This window comes from Okeania sp. SIO2B3, from assembly GCF_010672525.1.
GTDB lineage: Bacteria > Cyanobacteriota > Cyanobacteriia > Cyanobacteriales > Microcoleaceae > Okeania.
Genome location: NZ_JAAHGH010000002.1, coordinates 253,798 through 273,430, shown reverse-complemented (window position 1 = coordinate 273,430; position 19,633 = coordinate 253,798). Strand labels below are relative to the sequence as shown.

At 34.6% G+C, this 19,633-nt stretch carries 16 protein-coding genes and 2 pseudogenes; 15 read left to right on the top strand and 3 right to left on the bottom strand.

Features of this window, described 5'->3' with window-relative positions; translation table 11 throughout:
* Positions 1-124: 124 nt before the first annotated feature.
* The 7 genes and pseudogenes from F6K15_RS02310 to F6K15_RS02280 all read left to right on the top strand — a co-directional run bounded on the left by F6K15_RS02310 (position 125) and on the right by F6K15_RS02280 (position 7,177).
* Positions 125-2,413, top strand: coding sequence for a PBP1A family penicillin-binding protein (locus F6K15_RS02310; protein ID WP_293056570.1), 2,289 nt, complete (start codon positions 125-127; stop codon positions 2,411-2,413).
* A 939-nt stretch (positions 2,414-3,352) separates the two neighbouring features.
* Positions 3,353-3,706, top strand: a complete 354-nt coding sequence (locus F6K15_RS02305) for a hypothetical protein (RefSeq protein ID WP_293056568.1) — start codon at positions 3,353-3,355, stop codon at positions 3,704-3,706.
* Between the two features lie 109 nt (positions 3,707-3,815).
* Positions 3,816-4,433 carry a hypothetical protein gene (locus F6K15_RS02300; protein WP_293056566.1) on the top strand — a complete coding sequence of 206 codons (618 nt, stop codon included), beginning with the start codon at positions 3,816-3,818 and terminating at the stop codon, positions 4,431-4,433.
* Positions 4,434-5,029: 596 nt separating this feature from the next.
* Positions 5,030-5,458 (top strand): annotated as a pseudogene (locus F6K15_RS02295) (DUF29 domain-containing protein); the annotation flags it as partial.
* Between the two features lie 99 nt (positions 5,459-5,557).
* Entirely contained in the window at positions 5,558-5,812 is a 255-nt protein-coding gene (locus F6K15_RS02290; protein WP_293057163.1) for a hypothetical protein, read from the top strand.
* Positions 5,813-6,032: 220 nt separating this feature from the next.
* Positions 6,033-6,542, top strand: a pseudogene (locus tag F6K15_RS02285) (DUF29 domain-containing protein).
* Between the two features lie 80 nt (positions 6,543-6,622).
* Entirely contained in the window at positions 6,623-7,177 is a 555-nt protein-coding gene (locus F6K15_RS02280; RefSeq protein ID WP_293056564.1) for a hypothetical protein, read from the top strand.
* Between the two features lie 167 nt (positions 7,178-7,344).
* Here F6K15_RS02280 and F6K15_RS02275 read toward each other — a convergent pair whose 3' ends face one another.
* Together F6K15_RS02275 and F6K15_RS02270 are read right to left on the bottom strand one after the other, a co-directional pair.
* The gene (locus F6K15_RS02275; RefSeq protein WP_293056562.1) at positions 7,345-7,623 is read right to left on the bottom strand and encodes an IS200/IS605 family accessory protein TnpB-related protein; all 279 of its coding nucleotides are present in this window, start codon (positions 7,621-7,623) and stop codon (positions 7,345-7,347) included.
* 126 nt (positions 7,624-7,749) lie between these two features.
* Positions 7,750-8,412 (bottom strand): transposase, encoded by a 663-nt coding sequence (locus tag F6K15_RS02270; protein ID WP_293056560.1) that lies wholly within the window; start codon positions 8,410-8,412, stop codon positions 7,750-7,752.
* 104 nt (positions 8,413-8,516) lie between these two features.
* On the opposite strand from F6K15_RS02270, the gene F6K15_RS02265 reads away from it, so the two are divergent.
* On the top strand, positions 8,517-8,672 hold the full coding sequence (locus tag F6K15_RS02265) for a hypothetical protein (RefSeq protein ID WP_293056558.1): 156 nt from the start codon (positions 8,517-8,519) through the stop codon (positions 8,670-8,672).
* Positions 8,673-8,977: 305 nt separating this feature from the next.
* Here F6K15_RS02265 and F6K15_RS02260 read toward each other — a convergent pair whose 3' ends face one another.
* Entirely contained in the window at positions 8,978-10,747 is a 1,770-nt protein-coding gene (locus F6K15_RS02260; protein WP_293056556.1) for a fatty acyl-AMP ligase, read from the bottom strand.
* 776 nt (positions 10,748-11,523) lie between these two features.
* Here F6K15_RS02260 and F6K15_RS02255 point away from each other — a divergent pair.
* The 7 genes from F6K15_RS02255 (at position 11,524) to F6K15_RS02230 (ending at position 19,090) form a co-directional block, all read left to right on the top strand.
* On the top strand, positions 11,524-11,685 hold the full coding sequence (locus F6K15_RS02255; RefSeq protein WP_293056554.1) for a hypothetical protein: 162 nt from the start codon (positions 11,524-11,526) through the stop codon (positions 11,683-11,685).
* Positions 11,686-12,613: 928 nt separating this feature from the next.
* On the top strand, positions 12,614-12,955 hold the full coding sequence (locus tag F6K15_RS02250) for a hypothetical protein (RefSeq protein WP_293056551.1): 342 nt from the start codon (positions 12,614-12,616) through the stop codon (positions 12,953-12,955).
* Positions 12,955-13,254 (top strand): hypothetical protein, encoded by a 300-nt coding sequence (locus tag F6K15_RS02245; RefSeq protein ID WP_293056549.1) that lies wholly within the window; start codon positions 12,955-12,957, stop codon positions 13,252-13,254. The genes F6K15_RS02250 and F6K15_RS02245 overlap by 1 nt, the downstream gene beginning before the upstream one ends.
* Before the next feature lie 332 nt (positions 13,255-13,586).
* Complete coding sequence (locus F6K15_RS38980; protein ID WP_375341040.1) at positions 13,587-13,676, top strand: hypothetical protein; 90 nt, start codon at positions 13,587-13,589, stop codon at positions 13,674-13,676.
* Between the two features lie 56 nt (positions 13,677-13,732).
* Positions 13,733-13,936: a DUF6887 family protein gene (locus F6K15_RS02240; protein WP_293056547.1), complete on the top strand. Its 204-nt coding sequence runs from the start codon at positions 13,733-13,735 to the stop codon at positions 13,934-13,936.
* Positions 13,937-14,521: 585 nt separating this feature from the next.
* A complete protein-coding gene (locus F6K15_RS02235) occupies positions 14,522-15,745 on the top strand; it encodes a glycosyltransferase (RefSeq protein WP_293056546.1) in 1,224 nt (407 codons plus the stop codon).
* A 2,007-nt stretch (positions 15,746-17,752) separates the two neighbouring features.
* Positions 17,753-19,090, top strand: a complete 1,338-nt coding sequence (locus F6K15_RS02230; protein ID WP_293056544.1) for an MFS transporter — start codon at positions 17,753-17,755, stop codon at positions 19,088-19,090.
* The last annotated feature ends 543 nt before the right edge of the window (positions 19,091-19,633 follow it).

Below are 19,633 nucleotides of genomic sequence, written 5' to 3'. Positions count from 1 at the left end.
TGAGGCTACTTTTTAAGTTTAAAGTTAATTATAACACATTTTTTGACTACGGATTAAAATCCGCGCCCGTCGTTTCCATCCACCGCTTAAAAGACGGTGGTTTCCCACTTACCGAAATTTTACGATGAATTATCCACGACCTCCTCGTAACTCTCAAACTCTCTTGGGCAATATTACCCAGATGGTTCAAACTATTCATGCCAATGTTAACTTTTCCCGACTAGCACTGAGACCTAATGCTAAATTACCCGAACTCTGGATACAGGAAACAGAGAATACTCCAGCTAAAAAATATCCTCTTTTAGGCGATCGCTATTTACTAGGCCGCTCTTCCCAAGCTTGTGATATTGTCATTCGTAATCCCCTGATTAGTAAAATTCATCTGTCTGTCTCGAAAAATACTAATAAATCTAAAGCTTCTTATGTAGTTAAAGACGAGAATTCTGCTAATGGTATCTACAATGGGAAAAAACAAGTTTCTCGTATGTCTCTACGTCATGGCGATGTTCTAACTTTAGGACCACCAGTATTAGCTGATACTGTTAAAATTCGTTATGTAGACCCTCCTGCCTGGTATTTTCAAGCATTTCGTTATACTGTCTTTGGTCTTTCTGGATTAACCGCTCTAATCAGTTTAATGATTCTACTTGAATGGACAAAATTTCAGGTAGACCCTTTACCCAATCCAATTACTGGCCCAGTAGTTGTCTATGCTCGTGATGGGCAAACTCCTCTACGTCCCACCTACAGAAATGCTCATTATGAATTAGGGCGCATATCTAAATTCTCTAAATATTTACCTGATGCGGTTATTGCTTCTGAGGATAGTCGCTTTTATTGGCATTTCGGCGTAGACCCCATCGGAATTACTAGAGCAGTATTGACAAATTTGAGGGCAGATGGTATAAGCCAAGGAGGAAGTACAGTAACTCAACAATTAGCAAGAAGTGTCTTTCGTGACTATGTAGGTACAGAAGATTCTTTGGGTAGGAAAATACGAGAGGCAATAGTATCTTTCAAAATAGAGGCTTTTTATAGTAAAAACGATGTATTATTAAATTATCTGAATAAGGTTTATTTGGGGTTAGATTTATATGGATTTGAAGATGCCTCTAGATTTTATTTTGGTAAAAGCGCTCAAGATTTAACTTTATCAGAAGCAGCAACATTAGTAGGAATTTTACCAGCACCTAATACTTTTAATCCTGTAGAAAATTATCAAATAGCTATAGAAAAAAGAGATGGAGTAATTTATCGAATGCTCACTTTGGGCATGATCGACCAACAAGAAGCGGATAGAGCGAGGCGATCGCGGGTAGAAATTAATCCTAAAGCTATAGAAATTCTCCAAAGTACAATAGCACCTTATTATTATAGTTATGTATTTAGTGAACTGGAAGAATTATTAGGAGAAGATTTAGCTAGAGAGGGAAATTTTGTTGTTCAAACAGCTTTAAATCCTGAAATTCAAACTAAAGCAGAAACAAGTTTAAAAGATGCAATTAACAATGCTGGATCTTATGCTAATTTTTCTCAAGGCGCTATAGTCACAATAGACTCTAAAAATGGAGAAGTCATTGCCTTGACTGGAGGTGCAGATTATCAACAGAGTCAGTTTAACCGGGCAACTCAAGCACAACGTCAACCAGGTTCTACCTTCAAAGTATTTGCCTATGCTGCTGCTCTGGAAAGAGGGATACCACCAACAAAAATATATTCTTGTAGTTCCATGAGATGGATGGGTCAAACTTACGGAGGTTGTCAACGCAGTGGTGGCAATACAAATATGTACACTGGAATAGCACTTTCTGAAAATGTGGTAGCTTTGCGAGTTGCTCAACAAGTAGGTTTAGGTAATGTTGTCAGGATGGCAAAGCGTTTAGGGGTTAAATCTAAGTTAGATGCTGTACCAGGATTAATATTGGGTCAAAATGAAGTTAACGTCTTAGAAATAACTGGCGCTTATGGAGCGATCGCTAACCGTGGAGTAGGAAACCGCCCTCATACTATTAGAAAGATTATTGATAGTAGCGACTGTAGCGATCGCGATAATATCTACACTTGTCGTTGTATTTATTCCTATAATTCAGATCCAAGCTGTGAAAACCCTCAAGGGGATATTCAAGCTAACCGCCAGATATTAAAACCACAAATAGCAGATACCATGACTCAAATGCTCCAAGGAGTAGTGCAATATGGTACTGGTCGTGGAGCTTCTTTAGGGTTGGATGAAGCAGGTAAAACGGGTACGACTAATAGAGGAGTAGATTTATGGTTTGTTGGTTATATTCCTAACAAGAGTATGGTGACAGGTATTTGGTTAGGAAATGATGATAATTCTCCTACTTATAGTACTAGCGGACAAGCGGCTCAGTTATGGGGGAATTATATGAAAAAAGTTGTAGGGGAGTAACGAAGTTAGAAGTTGGAAGTTAGAAGTTAGAAGTCAGAAGTCAGAAATTAAATTCTTACTTTCAGAGGTTAGTTAGGATAGAACTTTAATGTAATTTTCAAATAGTAATAAAACAATGATGAATTTTGATAATGTATTTCCACAGGAAAACCATATTTTATGGCAATTAATACAATTTATTCACCAACTCAGAAATTAAATTCTTACTTTCAGTAGTTAGGATAGAAGTTTAATGTAAATTTCAAATACTAATAAGACAACCATGAGGGATGAATTTTGAGAATGTATTTCCACAGGAAAACCATATTTTCTGGCAATTAATACAATTTACTCACCAAGTCATAAATTAAATTCTTGCTTTCAGGGGTTAGTTAGGATAGAAGTTTAATATAAATTTCAAATACTAATAAGACAAGCATAAGGGATGAATTTTGAGAATTTATTTTCACAGGAAAAACATATTTTCTGGCAATTAATATAATTTATTCATAAGTCAGAAATTAAATTCTTACTTTCAGGGGTTAGTTAAGATAGAAGTTTAATATAAATTTCAAATACTAATAAGACAAGCATAAGGGATGAATTTTGAAAATTTATTTCCACAGGAAAAACATATTTTCTGGCAATTAATATAATTTATACCACTTTGAAAAAAGAATGCTACAAAAGGGTAGAGTTTGATCGGATATGCTTAAAAATAGCTGCCCTAGTTCATTTTAGATATTTATATCTATCGTTTTTTCCCTTTTTTTAAATATTTTTCCCCTCTTCCTTCTTCTTTATTCCTTCTTTATTACTTCTACCATTTGTAACAAACATTTATCAAATTGGTATTATTCACCAAGTCACCAAGTCACCAAGTCAGAAATTAAATTCTGACTTTCAGGAGTTAGTGAGGATAGAAGTTTAATGTAATTTTCAAATAGTAATAAAACAAGTATGAGCGATGAATTTTTAGAACTTATTTCGACAGGAAAACCATATTTTCTGGCAATTAATGCAATTTATAAAGTAATAGATAGTAGTCCTGTAGTTAAAGCTTTAGAAAAAGTGGCTCATTGTCAAGTTAGGGCAGCTTTTGAAGCTCTCAAAGAAGAAAAATACTTATCAAGAGAAGAAAGCTTATCTATAACATTAAATAATTTATATTCTGCCCATAAATGTTGCTATATAGCTAGGGTAGAAAATACTAATCCTTTGAATTCTGGTCAGTTATGTGAAGCTGATTATTATATTTGTTGTTTAATAGCATTTATATATTATAAAAAAAAAGGACGATTTAAGGTTAATTGAAAAATATTTATATCATGCTTTTTGTGCTAGAGAAAATACCGTAATTTATGACAATAATTTAGGATTAAAAGATCGTGTTGTATCTCAACTTTTATTTAATTTTTTTCCTGTGCCTAGACAGACTACAGATTTAGTTCAATCTACTTCTCGCAAAAGTTTTTTTCAATATTGCCAGGCAATAATTGGTAAGGTAAACTGTTTGGAGACAGAAGAGTCTGATGACGTTTACCAAATAAAAGATAATTCGTGGCGTTCCTTATTAAGTGAATCTAATAGACGTGCAGCTATTGGAGCTTCTTCAATTAGAATTCACTGTCAGAAAATTACAATTAAAGTAGATCAATGCGTTGCAATAGACAATAGAAATATTACTGCTTGGTTATATTATCGTTTGTATGCACCCATAATAATAGAAGAGAGATATATATCGATAATTGGAGCGGAAAGTTGGCGGGAATTTTTTGGGGGAATATTTAAGAAAAATTATCAAAAAAACGGCGATCTAAAATACTTTGTACGACAAGGCGATAAGAGTATATTAGACTTAATAAATCAAAATAATGGTGTTAAAAATAAATTAGCTCTTTGTAGAAATAAGTTAGATCGAATTGAAATAAAAGAAGATGGACTTTATTTGTGGACTAATATAGATAAACTCTTTAGACTCTCTAGACTCTCTCCCACAAGTGAGAGACTACCCGATAATTTATTTTATGCATTTGAGTAGTTAGCAGAATTATTATCAACTCTCTCAGCTAAGGCAAGGTTACGAGGAAGGTAACATATAGATAAAACTTGTTAAGGAGTGCTAAATTAGAATTTTTAACAAAAAGGAGATATGTTTTTTCTTTCACTCTTCCCCAGTAATCCACCCAAATAATGGAGACAGGTATTTGGTTAGGAAATGATGATAACTCTCCTACTTATAGCAGTAGCGGACAAGCAGCTCAGTTATGGGGAGATTATATGAAAAAAGTTGTGGGTGATTAATTAATTGATAATTGATAATGGATAATTGATAATTACCTCTGGTTAAAACTGTCCTTGATTGAATATAAGGAGATATTATTTCTTCTCTTGGTCGATTAGATATGGTTAGGAAACCCATCCATCCCACCCTACGGGAAGCTACGCTTTTTCCTACGGAATGCTCCGCAAACATGTTGCGTAGCAAAACGACCGCTTTTTTTTTCCTTAAAAGCGGAGGCTTTAAGCCAGAATTATTTAGTTATTAATAATTAATAATTAATAATTCGGTAATAATAAAATTGGCGAATTTGTCAAGCGTTATTTCATGATTTGATCTGAAGACATGAGGTAAAAATGACAGTTAAAAGTAATTTAATATCCCTTTACGAAAATGAATATGAACAATGGTTAGTAGAAACGATTAATCTATTAAAAGAAAACCGATTCAATGAATTAGATAAAGAACATTTAATTGAGGAATTAGAAGAGCAGAGTCGGCGAGAGAAAAAAATAGTTGAAAGGTTTCTCGAACAGATAATCAGACATTTGCTTATTCTAGAATATTGGACTGTTGAATATGAGCATAATGTCAATCATTGGCTAGCTGAAATTATGGGTTTTAGAACCCAAATAAATGAATAATTAACTCAAAATTTACGAAATTATCTACAGGAAAACCAAGCAAAAGTTTATGAAAAAACATTAAAATATGTCAGGCAAAAGACAGGATATGAGATAATTTTTCCAGAAAACTGCCCTTATAGTCTTGAACAATTATTAGATATAAACTGGCTACCATTTCTTGGTGGCGAAAACAGTAACAAGCAGGTAATAATTCAGTCACCAGACTCCCCAGAAACAGAGAAAGCAGGAATTAAAGAGTTGTTGACTCAGCTAAAAGAGGCGATCGCTTCCGAGTCAAATCTAAGCAAAGATGATAAGGAAACTGCACTCGAAAACTTACAAGAGTTGGCCCAAGCTGCCAATAATCCAGGCGATGGAGGTATGAAAAAGGAGGCCAAGCGTGCGATACAAATGCTGACGGGTATATTCTCGGGACTGCCTGCCGTTGCTAAACTGGCAGAAACAGCGAAGGGAACTTTGCCCGCTTTGGTAAGTATGTTTGGATTGGAGTAGTAATATCAAATAAGGTCTATCATCGCGGGCAAGATGCCCACACTACAAGATTTTCACCATTTACCTTGTACATCATTTGCCCGAAATATGCTGTAATTAATTTGAGCTGAAAACATGAGCAAATTCTGACTCCTGACTCCTAACCACCACCACAATAATATGAGGTAAAAATCACAGTTATAGCAACTGACAGGGCAGTTAGGACAGAGAAAAATATAAAATTATTAGACCATCTTATAAAGGCGATCGCTATGTTTCTCCTTTATGTCCTAAGCACCTTGGCGACTACTATAAAAGTAATTTAATACCCCTTTACGAAAATGAATATGAACAATGGTTAGTAGAAACGATTAATCTATTAAAAGAAAACCGATTCAATGAATTAGATAAAGAACATTTAATTGAGGAATTAGAAGAGCAGAGTCGGCGAGAGAAAAAAATAGTTGAAAGGTGTCTCGAACAGATAATCAGACATTTGCTTCTTCTGGAATATTGGACTGTTGAATATGAGTATAATGTCAATCATTGGCTAGCTGAAATTATGGGTTTTAGAACCCAAATCAATGAATAATTAACTCAAAATTTACGAAATTATTTACAGGAAAACCAAGCAAAACTTTATGAAAAAGCATTAAAATATGTCAAGCAAAAGACAGGATATGAGATAATTTTTCCAGAAAACTGCCCTGATAGTCTTGAACAATTATTAGATATAAACTGGCTACCATAAAATCAGTTATTAATTAGGGTTTGCTGATTAAATCTTAAAGCATCTATATATAAAGGCTTTAGCTTTTTTGGGGTTGAAATATGTCTATAATTCCAATTATTAATCCGACTCAGTCTTATACCTTTGCTGATTATTTTAAATTAAACTCTGAACCAGACGATATTCTATCATACTTTGGCTATGGTTATGAATCGCGATCGCTAAGTTTACCCCAAACCCATCGTCAACTCGAACGCTTAGATAATTTAAAACAACGCTTACAAGAAATTTTACCCTATGTCAGTTTAACTAGCGAAATGGCTAGAAGAGAATTTCTGATTGCTCCTGTTTTGATGGAATTAATTCACTACACTCAAGTCAAAATCAAAGTGGGGTATTCTTTAAAAATTAACGAACAGTTGAAAGGAGAATTAGATTATTTTCTCCAGACCAAAACTCAGTTTCTAGTTATTGAAGCGAAAAATGCAGACTTACAAAAGGGTTTCACACAATTAGCAGTGGAATTAATTGCTGTAGAAAAAGCAGAATTTGCCAACTATTCTTTGTTATATGGTGCAGTTTCAATGGTTGATATTCCCCTGGCGGAAGCACAAGGGATTCTTAAGCAATCCAAAACTGGATTCTTAAAGGCATGATCAAACTGCCTCTACTGACTTCTTTAAGGGAAAACCTTAAAGTTGCCGCTACTTTTTTGAGGATATTAGCTGCCCCATTACAATCGGCATTAACTAACAAACCCTTTTGAGTTTGATAGAGTCCTCGTTGAATTCGCTTGCCTGATGGCTTCCAACTTCCGGGTTTTTCACGCCCTGTTTGGCAAGAAGTCATCATCTAAAAAGCTAGCTTGCGAGGTATACGATTCTTCAGTTTCAATAAACTCTATGCCGTATAATTCGCATAACTGAATAATTCTTTCTTTGAGTTTAGCCGTGGGGATTTGTACAAACTTTTGGTTATTTTTTGCGCCGATATTAATACTATCTTTTTGTCGTTTATTCCCACCAAAAACTATTCGACCAATTCCATGTTTAAGGCAATGATTAATCACCAATCTTGCTGCTTTATTAACAGCATCGCGCATTTGTATATTGCGTTTTTCAGTTATGCACGCTAATTTATTTTACCAAAATCCTTGGGGTTTATTATCTTTAATTGTAGCTATTTGTTTGTTGTACCAACCTACCCCTATCCCCTCCCGGGAGGGGAACTAAAGGGGTGGGTGTTTACCATCAATAATAAAACTTGTCCCTACATTAGAGACACAACTTAACCAATTATCAACTCCGTGGTCTATGCCTATAACTTTGGATTGATCTAGCCGAGGTCTATCGACTCTTAACTCATAAACCCATTCAACATAAAAACAGAAGTTACGAGGTAAAATTCTAATTTCTCTGATTTCTTTAAACTCAAGATTACTAGGGAAATCTAAGAGAAAACTATCAACTTTAAATGCTGCTTTAACCTTTCTGACCAGAGGTACTTTAACTTGACCATTTTCCAGCTTTAAAGCAAGTTTTTGATAAGTTATTACTCCCATTCCCCCCTTTTTGCGATATTTTGGTAGTTGGGGTTTATCAGTTAATTCTCCTTTGAGATACTTCTGAGAAAGTGCTTGATAAGACTTAAATACTTCTGCTACTCCTCCAAGAGTTTGTTGTGCTGCTTGAGAATACAAAAACTGATAATTACTATTAGACTTTAACTTCTTTTCTAAGTTATATTTCCCCGGCATCTTGCCCAACTTAAAATACCATTGCCTAGCCAAATAAATCCCGCAATTAATGAGTTGATTTGCCGTGGTACATAAGTATTCTAAAAACGGAATAATTTCGGGAATTTTAATTAACTCTTGCTGACATCCATACATCTTTATCACCTCCTTTAACAGGATAAAATTAAAGGATAGAAAATGACAAACTTTTAAGGCAATTAAAATCCCCCATTCGTTTTTCATCCAAGCTTTAAAAAGACGTGGCTTTCAAACTCTCGTCCATCTTTCGTAATATTTGGCAATTTGCTGTTTTGGATACTCAACAAAAACGAGTTATACAAGATACAAATGTATATCGAGTTCCAGCAAACTTGACGGAGTTATTACAGATTATGGTGGGAATTTTAGAAAGTTGATATGCTGACCATTAGACACCTCCTCCAAAAGAGGGAGTAGGCAGTAGGGAGAAATAATTGATAATTTCTGTGTGAGAATTGATTTTATTTTGGATTTTTACCAGATGTCTATTAGACATCTCCTCCAAAAGAGGCAGTAGGGAGTAGGGGGAAATAATTGATGAATAAGAGTACGATAATTGATTTAATTTTTTGGTTGTCCTGCTCTGGTAATGGTAAAGATATATATTTTTTAATTTCTTCCCACACTTCCGACACTTCCCACACTCCCCTACTCCCCTACTCCCCTACTCCCCTACTCCCTGCTATATATAATTACCAGCTAATTCCGATACACTACCTCTTTCAGTCTGAAGTTGCCATTGACCTACTACATTTAGGGAACCTTCCAAAAATTGACCCCGACAAACTCCACGCTGAATCTTACCGCTGGTAGTCTTAGGAATACTACCAGTCTTTAACAGATTAATCGCATAAACTTCCACCGTATGTTCCTCAGCAACTGCCTGACGAATAGCTCCAACTACTTCCTCAACATTCAACTTCCGTAAATAACTGCGTTCCACCTCTTGAACAATTATCAACCGCTCATCATCTTCTGCCTCTATAGAAAAAGCTGCTCCACAACTAGACCGTAAAGCGGGATGACACCTTTCCACCGTCAGCTCAATATCTTGAGGATAACGATATCTACCCCACAAAATCATCACATCTTTAATCCGACCAGTAATAAATAATTCCCCATCTTGTAAAAATCCTAAATCTCCCGTTCGTAAAAAAGGTCCTTTATCTGCCAAAAAAGCATTAAAAGTTCGCTCTGTCTCCTCTGACTGATTCCAATAACCCCTACCTACACCAGCGCCAGATACCCAAATCTCCCCAACTTCACCATCTGGACGTGGAACTAAAGATTCTGGGTCAACAATCATAATTTCATCGCCCAACCAAGCAAAACCACAACTAACTACTGCTCTACTTTTTTCACCGCCAACCACAACTCGGTTCTCTGCTAAAGCTTCGGCATCCACATACTTAATAACTGGAGGTTTTGTTTTTGTTGCGCCACTGATAAATAATGTAGTCTCTGCCATTCCATAGCAAGGATAAAAAGCTTCTGGGCGAAACCCGCATGGTGCAAAAGTCTCGGCAAATCTTTCTAAAGTTGCAGCTCGCACGGGTTCAGCTCCAGAAAATGCGACACTCCAACTACTTAAGTCTAAATTTTTCAGTTGTTTTGGCGTTACTTGCCGAGAAACTAGGTCGTAAGCAAAGTTGGGTCCGCCACTGGTTGTTGCTTTGTATTGGGAAATAGCTTTTAACCAACGTATGGGTTTTTGGATTAAAGCTACGGGTGACATGAGGGTAACGGGAAAACCTCCATATAAAGGTTGTATTACTCCACCAATTAATCCCATATCGTGGAACATGGGTAGCCATATTACGCCCTGACTTTCTGGGGTATGTTCAAATGACTGATAAATAATTTCTGAGTTATGCAATACGTTGCGGTGAGTGACCATTACTCCTTTTGGTTTGCCTGTGGAACCGGAGGTGTATTGGAAAAAGGCCAGGGTTTCTGGGTCTATTCTTGGTTCTATCCAATGGGGTGCTTCAGAAAAATCAATTTTATCTGTGGCTATCCAGGGTAATTGGTTGAGTTTAGGAGCTAATTCTGGATTTTTGGCTAATTTTTCTTGAATTTCGCGTAAAAAAGATTCTGTGGTGAGAATGACTTTTGGTTGGGAAGATTCAACTCTTTCCTGGAGTTTGACTATTGCGTCGTTGTTGAGGGGAGGGTTACTGGTAACGGCGATCGCTCCTGCACAGATACAACCAAAGAAACTGGCGATAAATTCTAGTCCGGCGGTGTAGGGATAAACGACTAATATTCGGTCTTGTGGGATGATGATTGATTGGAGGTGAGCAGCGATCGCTCGTACTTGTGTGTTTAATTGTTGATAAGTTAAGCTTCCAGACTCAGTTTCTCCATCTGGCAAAAATGTATAAGCAGTTTGATTAGGAAGATTTTGTGAGCGATGGTTTAGGATGTCTAGTATTGTTGAGTATTTAGCCATTTGAGTATTTTTTCAGCAGATTAATAATTAGAGTATTGTATTAGTCAGTTTTTCTGGATTACCACATAGTTGTAGATAGGTCAAATCCTTGTTAGAGGGGCTGAGGAAAATTAGTTCATCATGGTTAAATGAATATGAGGCGATCGGTCATTTAAACAATGAAATTATAGGTGTTTCGGGCGTTTAAATTTGATTAAGCAATAAAATTCCTTTGGATTTTACCTTGAATTATACTATCACAGGATAGGGCAAAAAGCCTGAAACTATTGAAACTATGTTGAAGAGTTTAGGGGTTTTTGACAATTTTTTGTCAGGAGTTGATGACAATCTTTTAAATTTTCTGTCAAAGAAGCTGAGATTGATAAGTAAAACTTTATCTTCAAAAAATAACGATTACATCATTTTTGATTCAACAATTAAATTGGAGTGCGATCGCCGATCTTGTAGGGTGTGTAAATGAAATGTAAAGTACCACCCACCGACAAGAAGAAACCAAACCATTCTTGACCAAAAAATAGGGTCTCAAGCCTCCCCTTGGCTGCGCCGCGAGCTACCGCTCTACAAGGGGATGAAAAAGCGGTCGTTTGCGGAGCATTCCGTAGGATGGGATGGCGAGGAAACCTCGCCATATCCAATCGACTAAGAGAAAATCAAGTTCAATATTTCAAGCCCCTGACTTCGGGTAGAGGTACTGATAACTGATAAGTGATAACTGAAATGACCTAGCAGTGTAGGGATAAACAACTCAACTAATATTTGGTCTCCTAGACTGATGAATGATTAGAGGTGGGCAGCGATCGCTCGTACTTGTGTGTCTAATTGTTGATAAGTTAAGCTTCCAGATTTGGTTTCTCCATCTGGCAAAAATGTATAAGCAATTTGATTCGGTAGATTTTGTGAGCGAGCGTTTAGGATATCTAGTATTGTTGAGTATTTAGCGATTTGAGGATTTTTTCAATTGTATTGATAAGTTTTTAATGCTTACCACATAGTTCTAAATAGGTCAAATCACTATTAGAGGAAGTTGGAAAAATTAGATCGCTATCCTCAAACGAAAATGAGGCGACCGCTGGTTTAAACAACGAATTTATAGGTATTTCAGGCTTTAAAATTTTATTAGGTAATAAAAGAGCTATAGATTATACACTAAGTATACAAGATCACATAATTTGAAAAATAAGGCTGAAACCATTGAAACTATGTTTAGGAGTTTCAGGATTTTTGGCGATTTTTTGTCAGATTTTTGTCAGAGGTTGATGACAATCTTTAAAATGTTCTATCATAAAAGCTTAGATTAATAAGTAAAACTTTTGATAAATCTGAAATTATCATCAGAGACATAACAAGATGATGGAAAAGGGAAAAAAGATAATGACAATAATAACTTTTCTGAAAATCTTAGAAGTGGTAGATGAAATTTATCCAGAATATCAAGAAAATTGAATGGAGATGTCAAGAAATAGTCTGCGATAACGATATAGAACAGAAAAAATTAGAGATATTTAAGAAGCATAAAAAGAGTTTGAAAAAGCTAAGTGTCAAGCTTTTAATGAAGAACAACTGATGCAGGAAATTATTTGGTGATTTTTTTTATTAGGTAGTTTAGTATAGTGCGTTAATGAAATTTAACCTACTATCTATCTACAAAAAAAACTAAACCATTATTAACCAAAACTCTCGATCAAAAGAAAAAAAACTATTTTTAATCTATCAGGTGTGTGACGAGTAAAAATATTTCTAAATTATCTATTTTTTTCAACTAAATTCCCTAAATCACCCTACTTTTAAAGTAGGATATAATTACAAGCTAGAGTACACATACTCCTATACAAAATAATTCAAATCTATAGGTTCAGAAAAAAGCTTATGTCTGACTTCTTGTCTTTTGAAAATCTCCTGACAGTATCTAAAACTTTACCAGCACTGAAACAATTTATTGAAGGTGATGTGTTAGGCAAAGTTCTCTCAGAAGTTGGGGATGCTGAGTTAATTGCAGCATCAAACATTTTTAAGAATTTAAATTCATTTGCCGATCAGGGAAAAGCTCTTAATCGTGCGTTAGTGCATCTCGAAAGTGCACATGAGTTGTTTAAGCGTTCTGCGCTTTCTGTTGTGAACAGTTTCAATGGATTTTCTATAGGACTTAATTTTGGACAATTGTTTGAATGGCAATATAAAGATCTATACATCTATACATCTGTTTACTGATGGCTTTATGTCACAGATATATGAATGATGATAGAAAAATCATTGAGGAAAAAATACATTGGGCTGTACAGGCTTTACATTTTTACCCAGAAGATCGAAAACTAAAACTATTTGACAATATGACAAAAGATCCTATTGCCATGTTTAATGAACTAAGTATGTGGGTAGGTTTCCCATTTGGATATATCAGGATGCAGTTAAACGAAAAGCATCAGTTTTATTGGAAGGTAATAGTTGAAGAACCAGAATTAACAAAAAAGTTAATCAAAGAAGTACATGATAATTTACTATCTATTTGAAACCAAACTGCTAATAAAGCTTCAGGGTTGACTAAGTTAGCTAAAGTGTCAGTCAAGTAGAGTTTGTTAATCAAAGGTAACACCCTGCTTTAATAATAAGGAGTTAATTATTGCCCACAGATAAACAAAAATAAACTGCAATTTTTATTTGTCAGTTACTATCTAATCTTGTAAGCATTCAGCTATTAGCCATCAGCTCTCAGCAATAACATTTTGTGTTTAAGGATCGGGTTTAAATGAATATAGACTTTGGAGCTGACTTTTGTAGTCATATTTTTCGTTTCTCAATTAAATATTGCTTTTATCACTGACTAAAAGCACTCTTCTGATAGCTGACGGCTCAATGCTTACCTAATCTTTATCAATCCATAAATTTATTTCGTTATGACCAAAAACTAAAAATAATTTACATTTTAGCCTGAATGAATGATGGTTTAGAAATTGTAATCAGCCAAGATGGAAATTGGGATTTTGAAATATGAACAAATCACTTTCGCAAATGAAGAATCAAGAACTTCGTCAATATCTTTCAGAAAATCGTAATGATGAAGAAAAATTTAGCCAAGCATTGGAACTATTAATAAGTCGCAAAACGGAAAATTTTAAGTATCCTCCACCATCAGAAATTGATAGAGAAGAAATTGAGGCAATTTTTCAATCAAAATTGAATCATAAACAATAATGCGATCAAAAGAAACCAAACTTTATCAATTTATAAGTGCGGTGCGTTACGGCTGAAAATATTACTAAATTATCTATTTTTTGCAACTAAACTTCCTAACACACTCTACTTTTTTTCAAGTCAAGTAAAAGTGAAAAAAACAAACTTTGATTATTATGTACTTTTGATTTTATAATCATTTTTAATAACTTTGTGTGTAAGTTTAATATTATCTGTAAATAGCCTCAATTTTTTTTTGGATATGGGATAGGGGCTAAAAATTATAGAAGTTTATTTTCTAGCCTGTAGGTATCTGAATTATCAATATCTAAGGATTTCAGGCAGCTTAAACAATGTTCCCTGAAAAGTTCTTTTTGATCTTCATAGTAATCGAGGTCTTTTGACTTTAACAAACCTAAACTATCGTTTAATAGATAATGGTGTTCAAATTGTGAGAGTAGTTAGTGGATATCGTAATTTAGAATCTCTTTTTGAACAATAATTAGCAGAAACTTAAGATTTAGCTTACTTCTTACTTCTTACTTCTTACTTCTTACTTCTTACTTCTTACTTCTTCCTTCTTCCTTCTTCCTTCTTCCTGAATTTATGAAAATTGCTATTATTGCCTCTGGATTTTTACCTGTATTAGATGGAGTAACTGTCAGTGGTTTTTACCGAGTCCAAAAACTAAGTCAATTCGGACATCAAGTTTTATTATTTTGCCCAGACTATAGTCCCCTTGCTCATTTGTATCCTAATTGGAAGGATTATACAGGTAATATTTTTCCTGGAGTTCAAATCATTAATTTACCCAGTACGCCATTCCTAGATTTTGAGAGAAATGTGGGATTTAATACTTATAAAATAGTCCGCCGAGAATTAGAAAAATTTCAGCCGGAAATTATTCATGTAGATGAACCAGAAAGGTTATTTTTTGCTTTTTTTCGTTTAGCTGGCATCGAATTTGCTCGAAAAAATAATATTCCCTGTGTTTGTACTTTCAGAACTAATTTTTTAGACTATTTTGAAGATTTTTTACCTTTGCCAAAAGGAATTAACTTGATGTTGAAATTAATCTTTGAAAAAAGTTTTGTTTCTATTTACAACCAATATGACTTAACCTTGGTTTCTAGCAGTGTCACCTATCAAAAAATTGTGAATATGGGTATCAAAAACGTCAAATATACCAATTTTCATGGTTTTGACATGGAAAAATTTGAGTCAGCCACAATAACAACTAATTTTTGGGAATCAAATTATCAAATTCCTAATTTAACCAACAAAGTAAAAATAGTTTTTTTAGGCAGATTAACCGAAGATAAAGGTTGGCAATTTACCTTAGATGCTTTTACCAAACTTCAGCAATTAGTAAATCTAGAAAATATTGCCATAATAATCGTTGGTGACGGTCCGATGCGCGACGAAATATCAAATAGATTAACTAAACTGACAAAAAATGTATATTTATTAGGTAGAGTACCTCCAGAAAATATACCTAATATTTTGAAAAATAGCGATTTTCATGTCACAGCTTCAGAAAAAGAAACCAGAGGTTTAACAGTATTAGAAGCTTTTGCCGCAAGTATTCCAGTAGTTGCTCCTCAAGCAGGAGGAGTCGTGGAAAATATTCAAGATGGATGGAATGGTTTATTATTTACACCAAGAAATCAGGAAAACTTTTGTGAGAAATTGAAGCTATTAATAGAAGATAGTAATCTACGGATTCAAATGGGTATTAATGCCCAAGAATCTGTTGTTAAATATAGTTGGGATAATGCAGTCGCTAACCTAGTGAAAATTTGGCAAGAGCAAATTACTCAAGTCTCTTGAAGAAGGAAGAAAGAAGAAGGAAGAAGGAAGAAGTGGATGTGGACAGTCAACGACCTACCACTTTGTGTCTGATAACTCCAACTAATTATAATACCATTTCTCTGTAACAATGTGCTTAATAATTCTTACCAAAACCTGAATTTTACTAATAGCTGTTATCTTTTATTAAGCACAACTTCATGGAGAATTGGTATAAACACTGCTCATCAGGTGCAGAATATTAAACCCAAAGGAACAAAGATAAAAATTAGTAACGAAACATATCAGTCATCAACTTTTGCTTCTTTAATTTGGTGGTAGTGCATTGTAATAGTGGTCTATTGTAATTATTTTGGTCAAGGACAAAAGCAGTGGGAAAATCTTGCTCCCTTGCTCTTATCTTGCTCCCATGAAGCGCCGTTGTTCATCCCCATCTACTATTACGTTCCGCAGGACTACCTTGAATTTTATTCAAATCTTAATACAGCCTAATATTGGTTCAATAAGATAATACCATTTATCTGTAAAAATGCGCTTAATAATTCTTACCAAAACCTGAATTTTACTAATAGCTGTTATCTTTGATTAAGCGAAGCTTCATGGAGAAATGGTATAAGATAAAAAACTTCATAAACTCTAGTTAAGTTGGTTTTTTTTAGCTAAAAAACATCTCATATCAAAAAAAGATAACTATCGGTGCAAAATTAATTTAACACTTACACTTGTAAATCTAGTAGGAGAACTGTTGGATTGGTAACCTATGGAAAAAAATATACTTGTATGCCTTACCAGTGGAACTAAAAATAATTTTTCCTACTGATTTAAGTTAACAATCAAATATACAATTAATTTACTTTTACTACTTATATAGCAATCCTAAATAAGTTGCGGGTAATCAAAAAGTAGATAAAAAAACTGAAACTCCCATATGTTCCCTGTTTCCTGTTCCCTAAAAGCGGTAAGATGTTTATACACAAATAAAATAGGATTGCTATAGCAATTCTCATACTGAAAAAGAAGAAAAATAGGCATATATAACTAATAATATCGATGCTTTTTTTTGTAGTAAATACTTACCAAATTGGTATAACTATCCTAATTAGGACTGGCTGATTAAATCTAAAAGCATTGATAGATAAAGAAAAGTACCTTTTTGGGGTCGAATTGCAGTGCAAATTTTTCAGCTGTTGATGCTCATGGGTGGCTTGTATTTTAGGCGCATAGTTGGGCAGAAAAATCCCAAATTGACAATTCTTACTCCTACCTCCTCGCTCCCGAGCCATTTCTCCTATCTCCTGTCTTCCCCCCCTGGGAGGGGGAGGGGCGAGGGGTGGGTTGTCTCCTATCTCCTACCCCTACTAAAAGACTAGTGAAGCGCAAACCCTAATTATAGACATTTGGAATAGAGAAAAATCTCAAGGAGAAACTACTTAAAATTTGATATTAACTACAGATAATTGTCTTCAACCCCACCCTAATCTAAATTTACTTGAAAAATTTCTCCAGTTTTTCCCAAAAGTTAACTTTGTATATATGAATTAACTTAAATAACATTCTGATTGTTTTTCTCAAAATTATATCCTGAAATATCTATGGAATTTTCTATATTTTTTTGTGTCTTTTGCAACAATACTTCTTGAATTCCTTTAAACAATAGTATTACAGAAAATATTTGATAAAACTTACTTATAAAAATATTAAGACAATATAATCTTTAAGCTACTTAAAAAATATCCAGTTAAAGTAAATAGAGATACTAAGAGATACTATTAGTTAAAAAACCTAATAAACAAAATAATTGTAGTTATTAACTTAATTAGGTAAATCTACTTGAATAGCTAGCAGAAAATTAATCGATACGGGCAAAAACGAAATTTTTAATAGCTGTAGCAGTCATCAAAAAAATCAACAGATTCGTACATACTTAATCCGATAACTTTAGTCTGTTAAAGTTATAATTAAGTATTAAAAAGTTTACTGAATCAATGCTATTTCATTCTATTTTCATTCCTCTAGCAACTCAAGGTTATGCAAACATTCTTATTTATATGGTTGGGACAAATTGTTTCCCTATTCGGTTCTAGTCTGAGTGAATTCGCTCTAGCAGTATGGGTTTATCAAACAACAGGTTCAATTACCCATTATGCTCTGTTGTCCTTATTCATTCATCTACCTAGTCTCTTCATTTCACCATTTGCTGGTGCAATGGTAGACCGCTGGAGTCGGCGTAGAGTAATGATTGTCAGTGACTCAATCACCGGAGTAACAGCATTTGCAATAATGTTATTGGTCTTCTCGGGGCAACTGCAAGTTTGGCATATCTATATAGCAGTAGGTATTAGTTCTGTCTGCAATGCTTTTCAATGGCCAGCTTATACCTCTGCTATCCCTCAACTTGTACCAATACAACACCTGAGTCGCGCTAATGGGATGGTACAAGGTGCAATAGCAACATCAAGAATACTAGGTCCAAGTATAGCGGGGTTGTTGATTCTTAAAATTCATCTTCACGGAGTATTATTAGTAGATTTTGGTACTTATCTGTTTGGTTTGCTGACTCTATTGAGTATCAAATTCCCTAGAAGAGAAAAGAAATTTACCAGACGTAAAACAAGTATTGAAGAGTTGTGGCAGGAAGTTGTTTCAGGTTGGAATTATGTAGTGATACGTTCTGGTTTACGGAAGCTGACTATATTCTTTGGTGTTATTTACCTAAGTGCGGGAATATTGCAAGTTTTATTCTTGCCAATGGTATTAAGTTTTGCCTCTGAAAAAGAATTAGGAATAGTAATGTCTGTTAGTGGCATTGGAATGTTGTTAGGTAGTGTCGCAGTAAGTTTATGGGGAGGTACTAAGCGTCGAATAGAGGGAATTTTAATCTTTGCATTTATTCAGGGATTATGTTTATGTTTAGGAGGATTTAAAACTGCTGTAGTATTAGCTGCCATTGGCGGTTTTGGCTATTTATTTTCTAGGGCAGTTATTGTTAGTTTGAATCATACTATTTGGCAACAAAAAGTACCTCAAGATTTACAAGGAAGAGTTTTTGCGTTGCAGAATATGATGGAAAAGTCTTTATTAGTAGTTACTCACTTAAGTGCAGCACCTTTAGTGGAGTTTATGTTTAAGCCGTTGATGAGTGAAAATGGAATGTTAGCAAGTAGCGTAGGAAGAATTATTGGAGTTGGAGATGGCCGGGGAATGGCTTTATTATTTGTATTGATGGGTCTATTGAATATTGGGGCAGTATTAGTCGCCTATCGTACTCCAGAGTTACGACGGGTAGAGAGAGAGTTGCCTGATGCTGATCGCTTTGAAGTTGATACTAAATCTGATAATACTGAACAAACTGTATTGATGCAGTAGCTCACACTGATTATGGCACGGATACACGGATAGGTCCGGGAGTGGGGGAGTAGCTCACACTGATTATGGCACGGATACACGGATAGGTCCGGGAGTAGGGAAACAAGCAAAAAATATTTACCCTGTCAAAAGTCCACTTATTGTACCTTATAACAACGGGAAGCGCTGTATATTACTCCGACTAATTCGATCTGACTAGACTTGAAGGACAAGAGAGAAAAAAGCTTAAAACTCAGACAAAGCAAAATTTTTCCCTCTTCCCTCTTCCCTCTTTCCTCTTCCTTCTGAAAATAAAAGCAATTCTTATCTATAAATTATCGGCGTTGGTGAATCAAGCTATGAAACCTAAATTTTACCAAATATAAAATGCTTTTCAGTTAATATTAGGCAACTGCCATTAAAGCACAATCATAGCTAAAAGCACCAACGCCAAATTATCAATTCTTTATCAAAATAATTGGGTCTAAAAACCCGCCTTTTAAGACCCAATTATTTTTGTTAAATCCCCATTACAAAAATAACTTCTGACTTCTGACTTCGTTA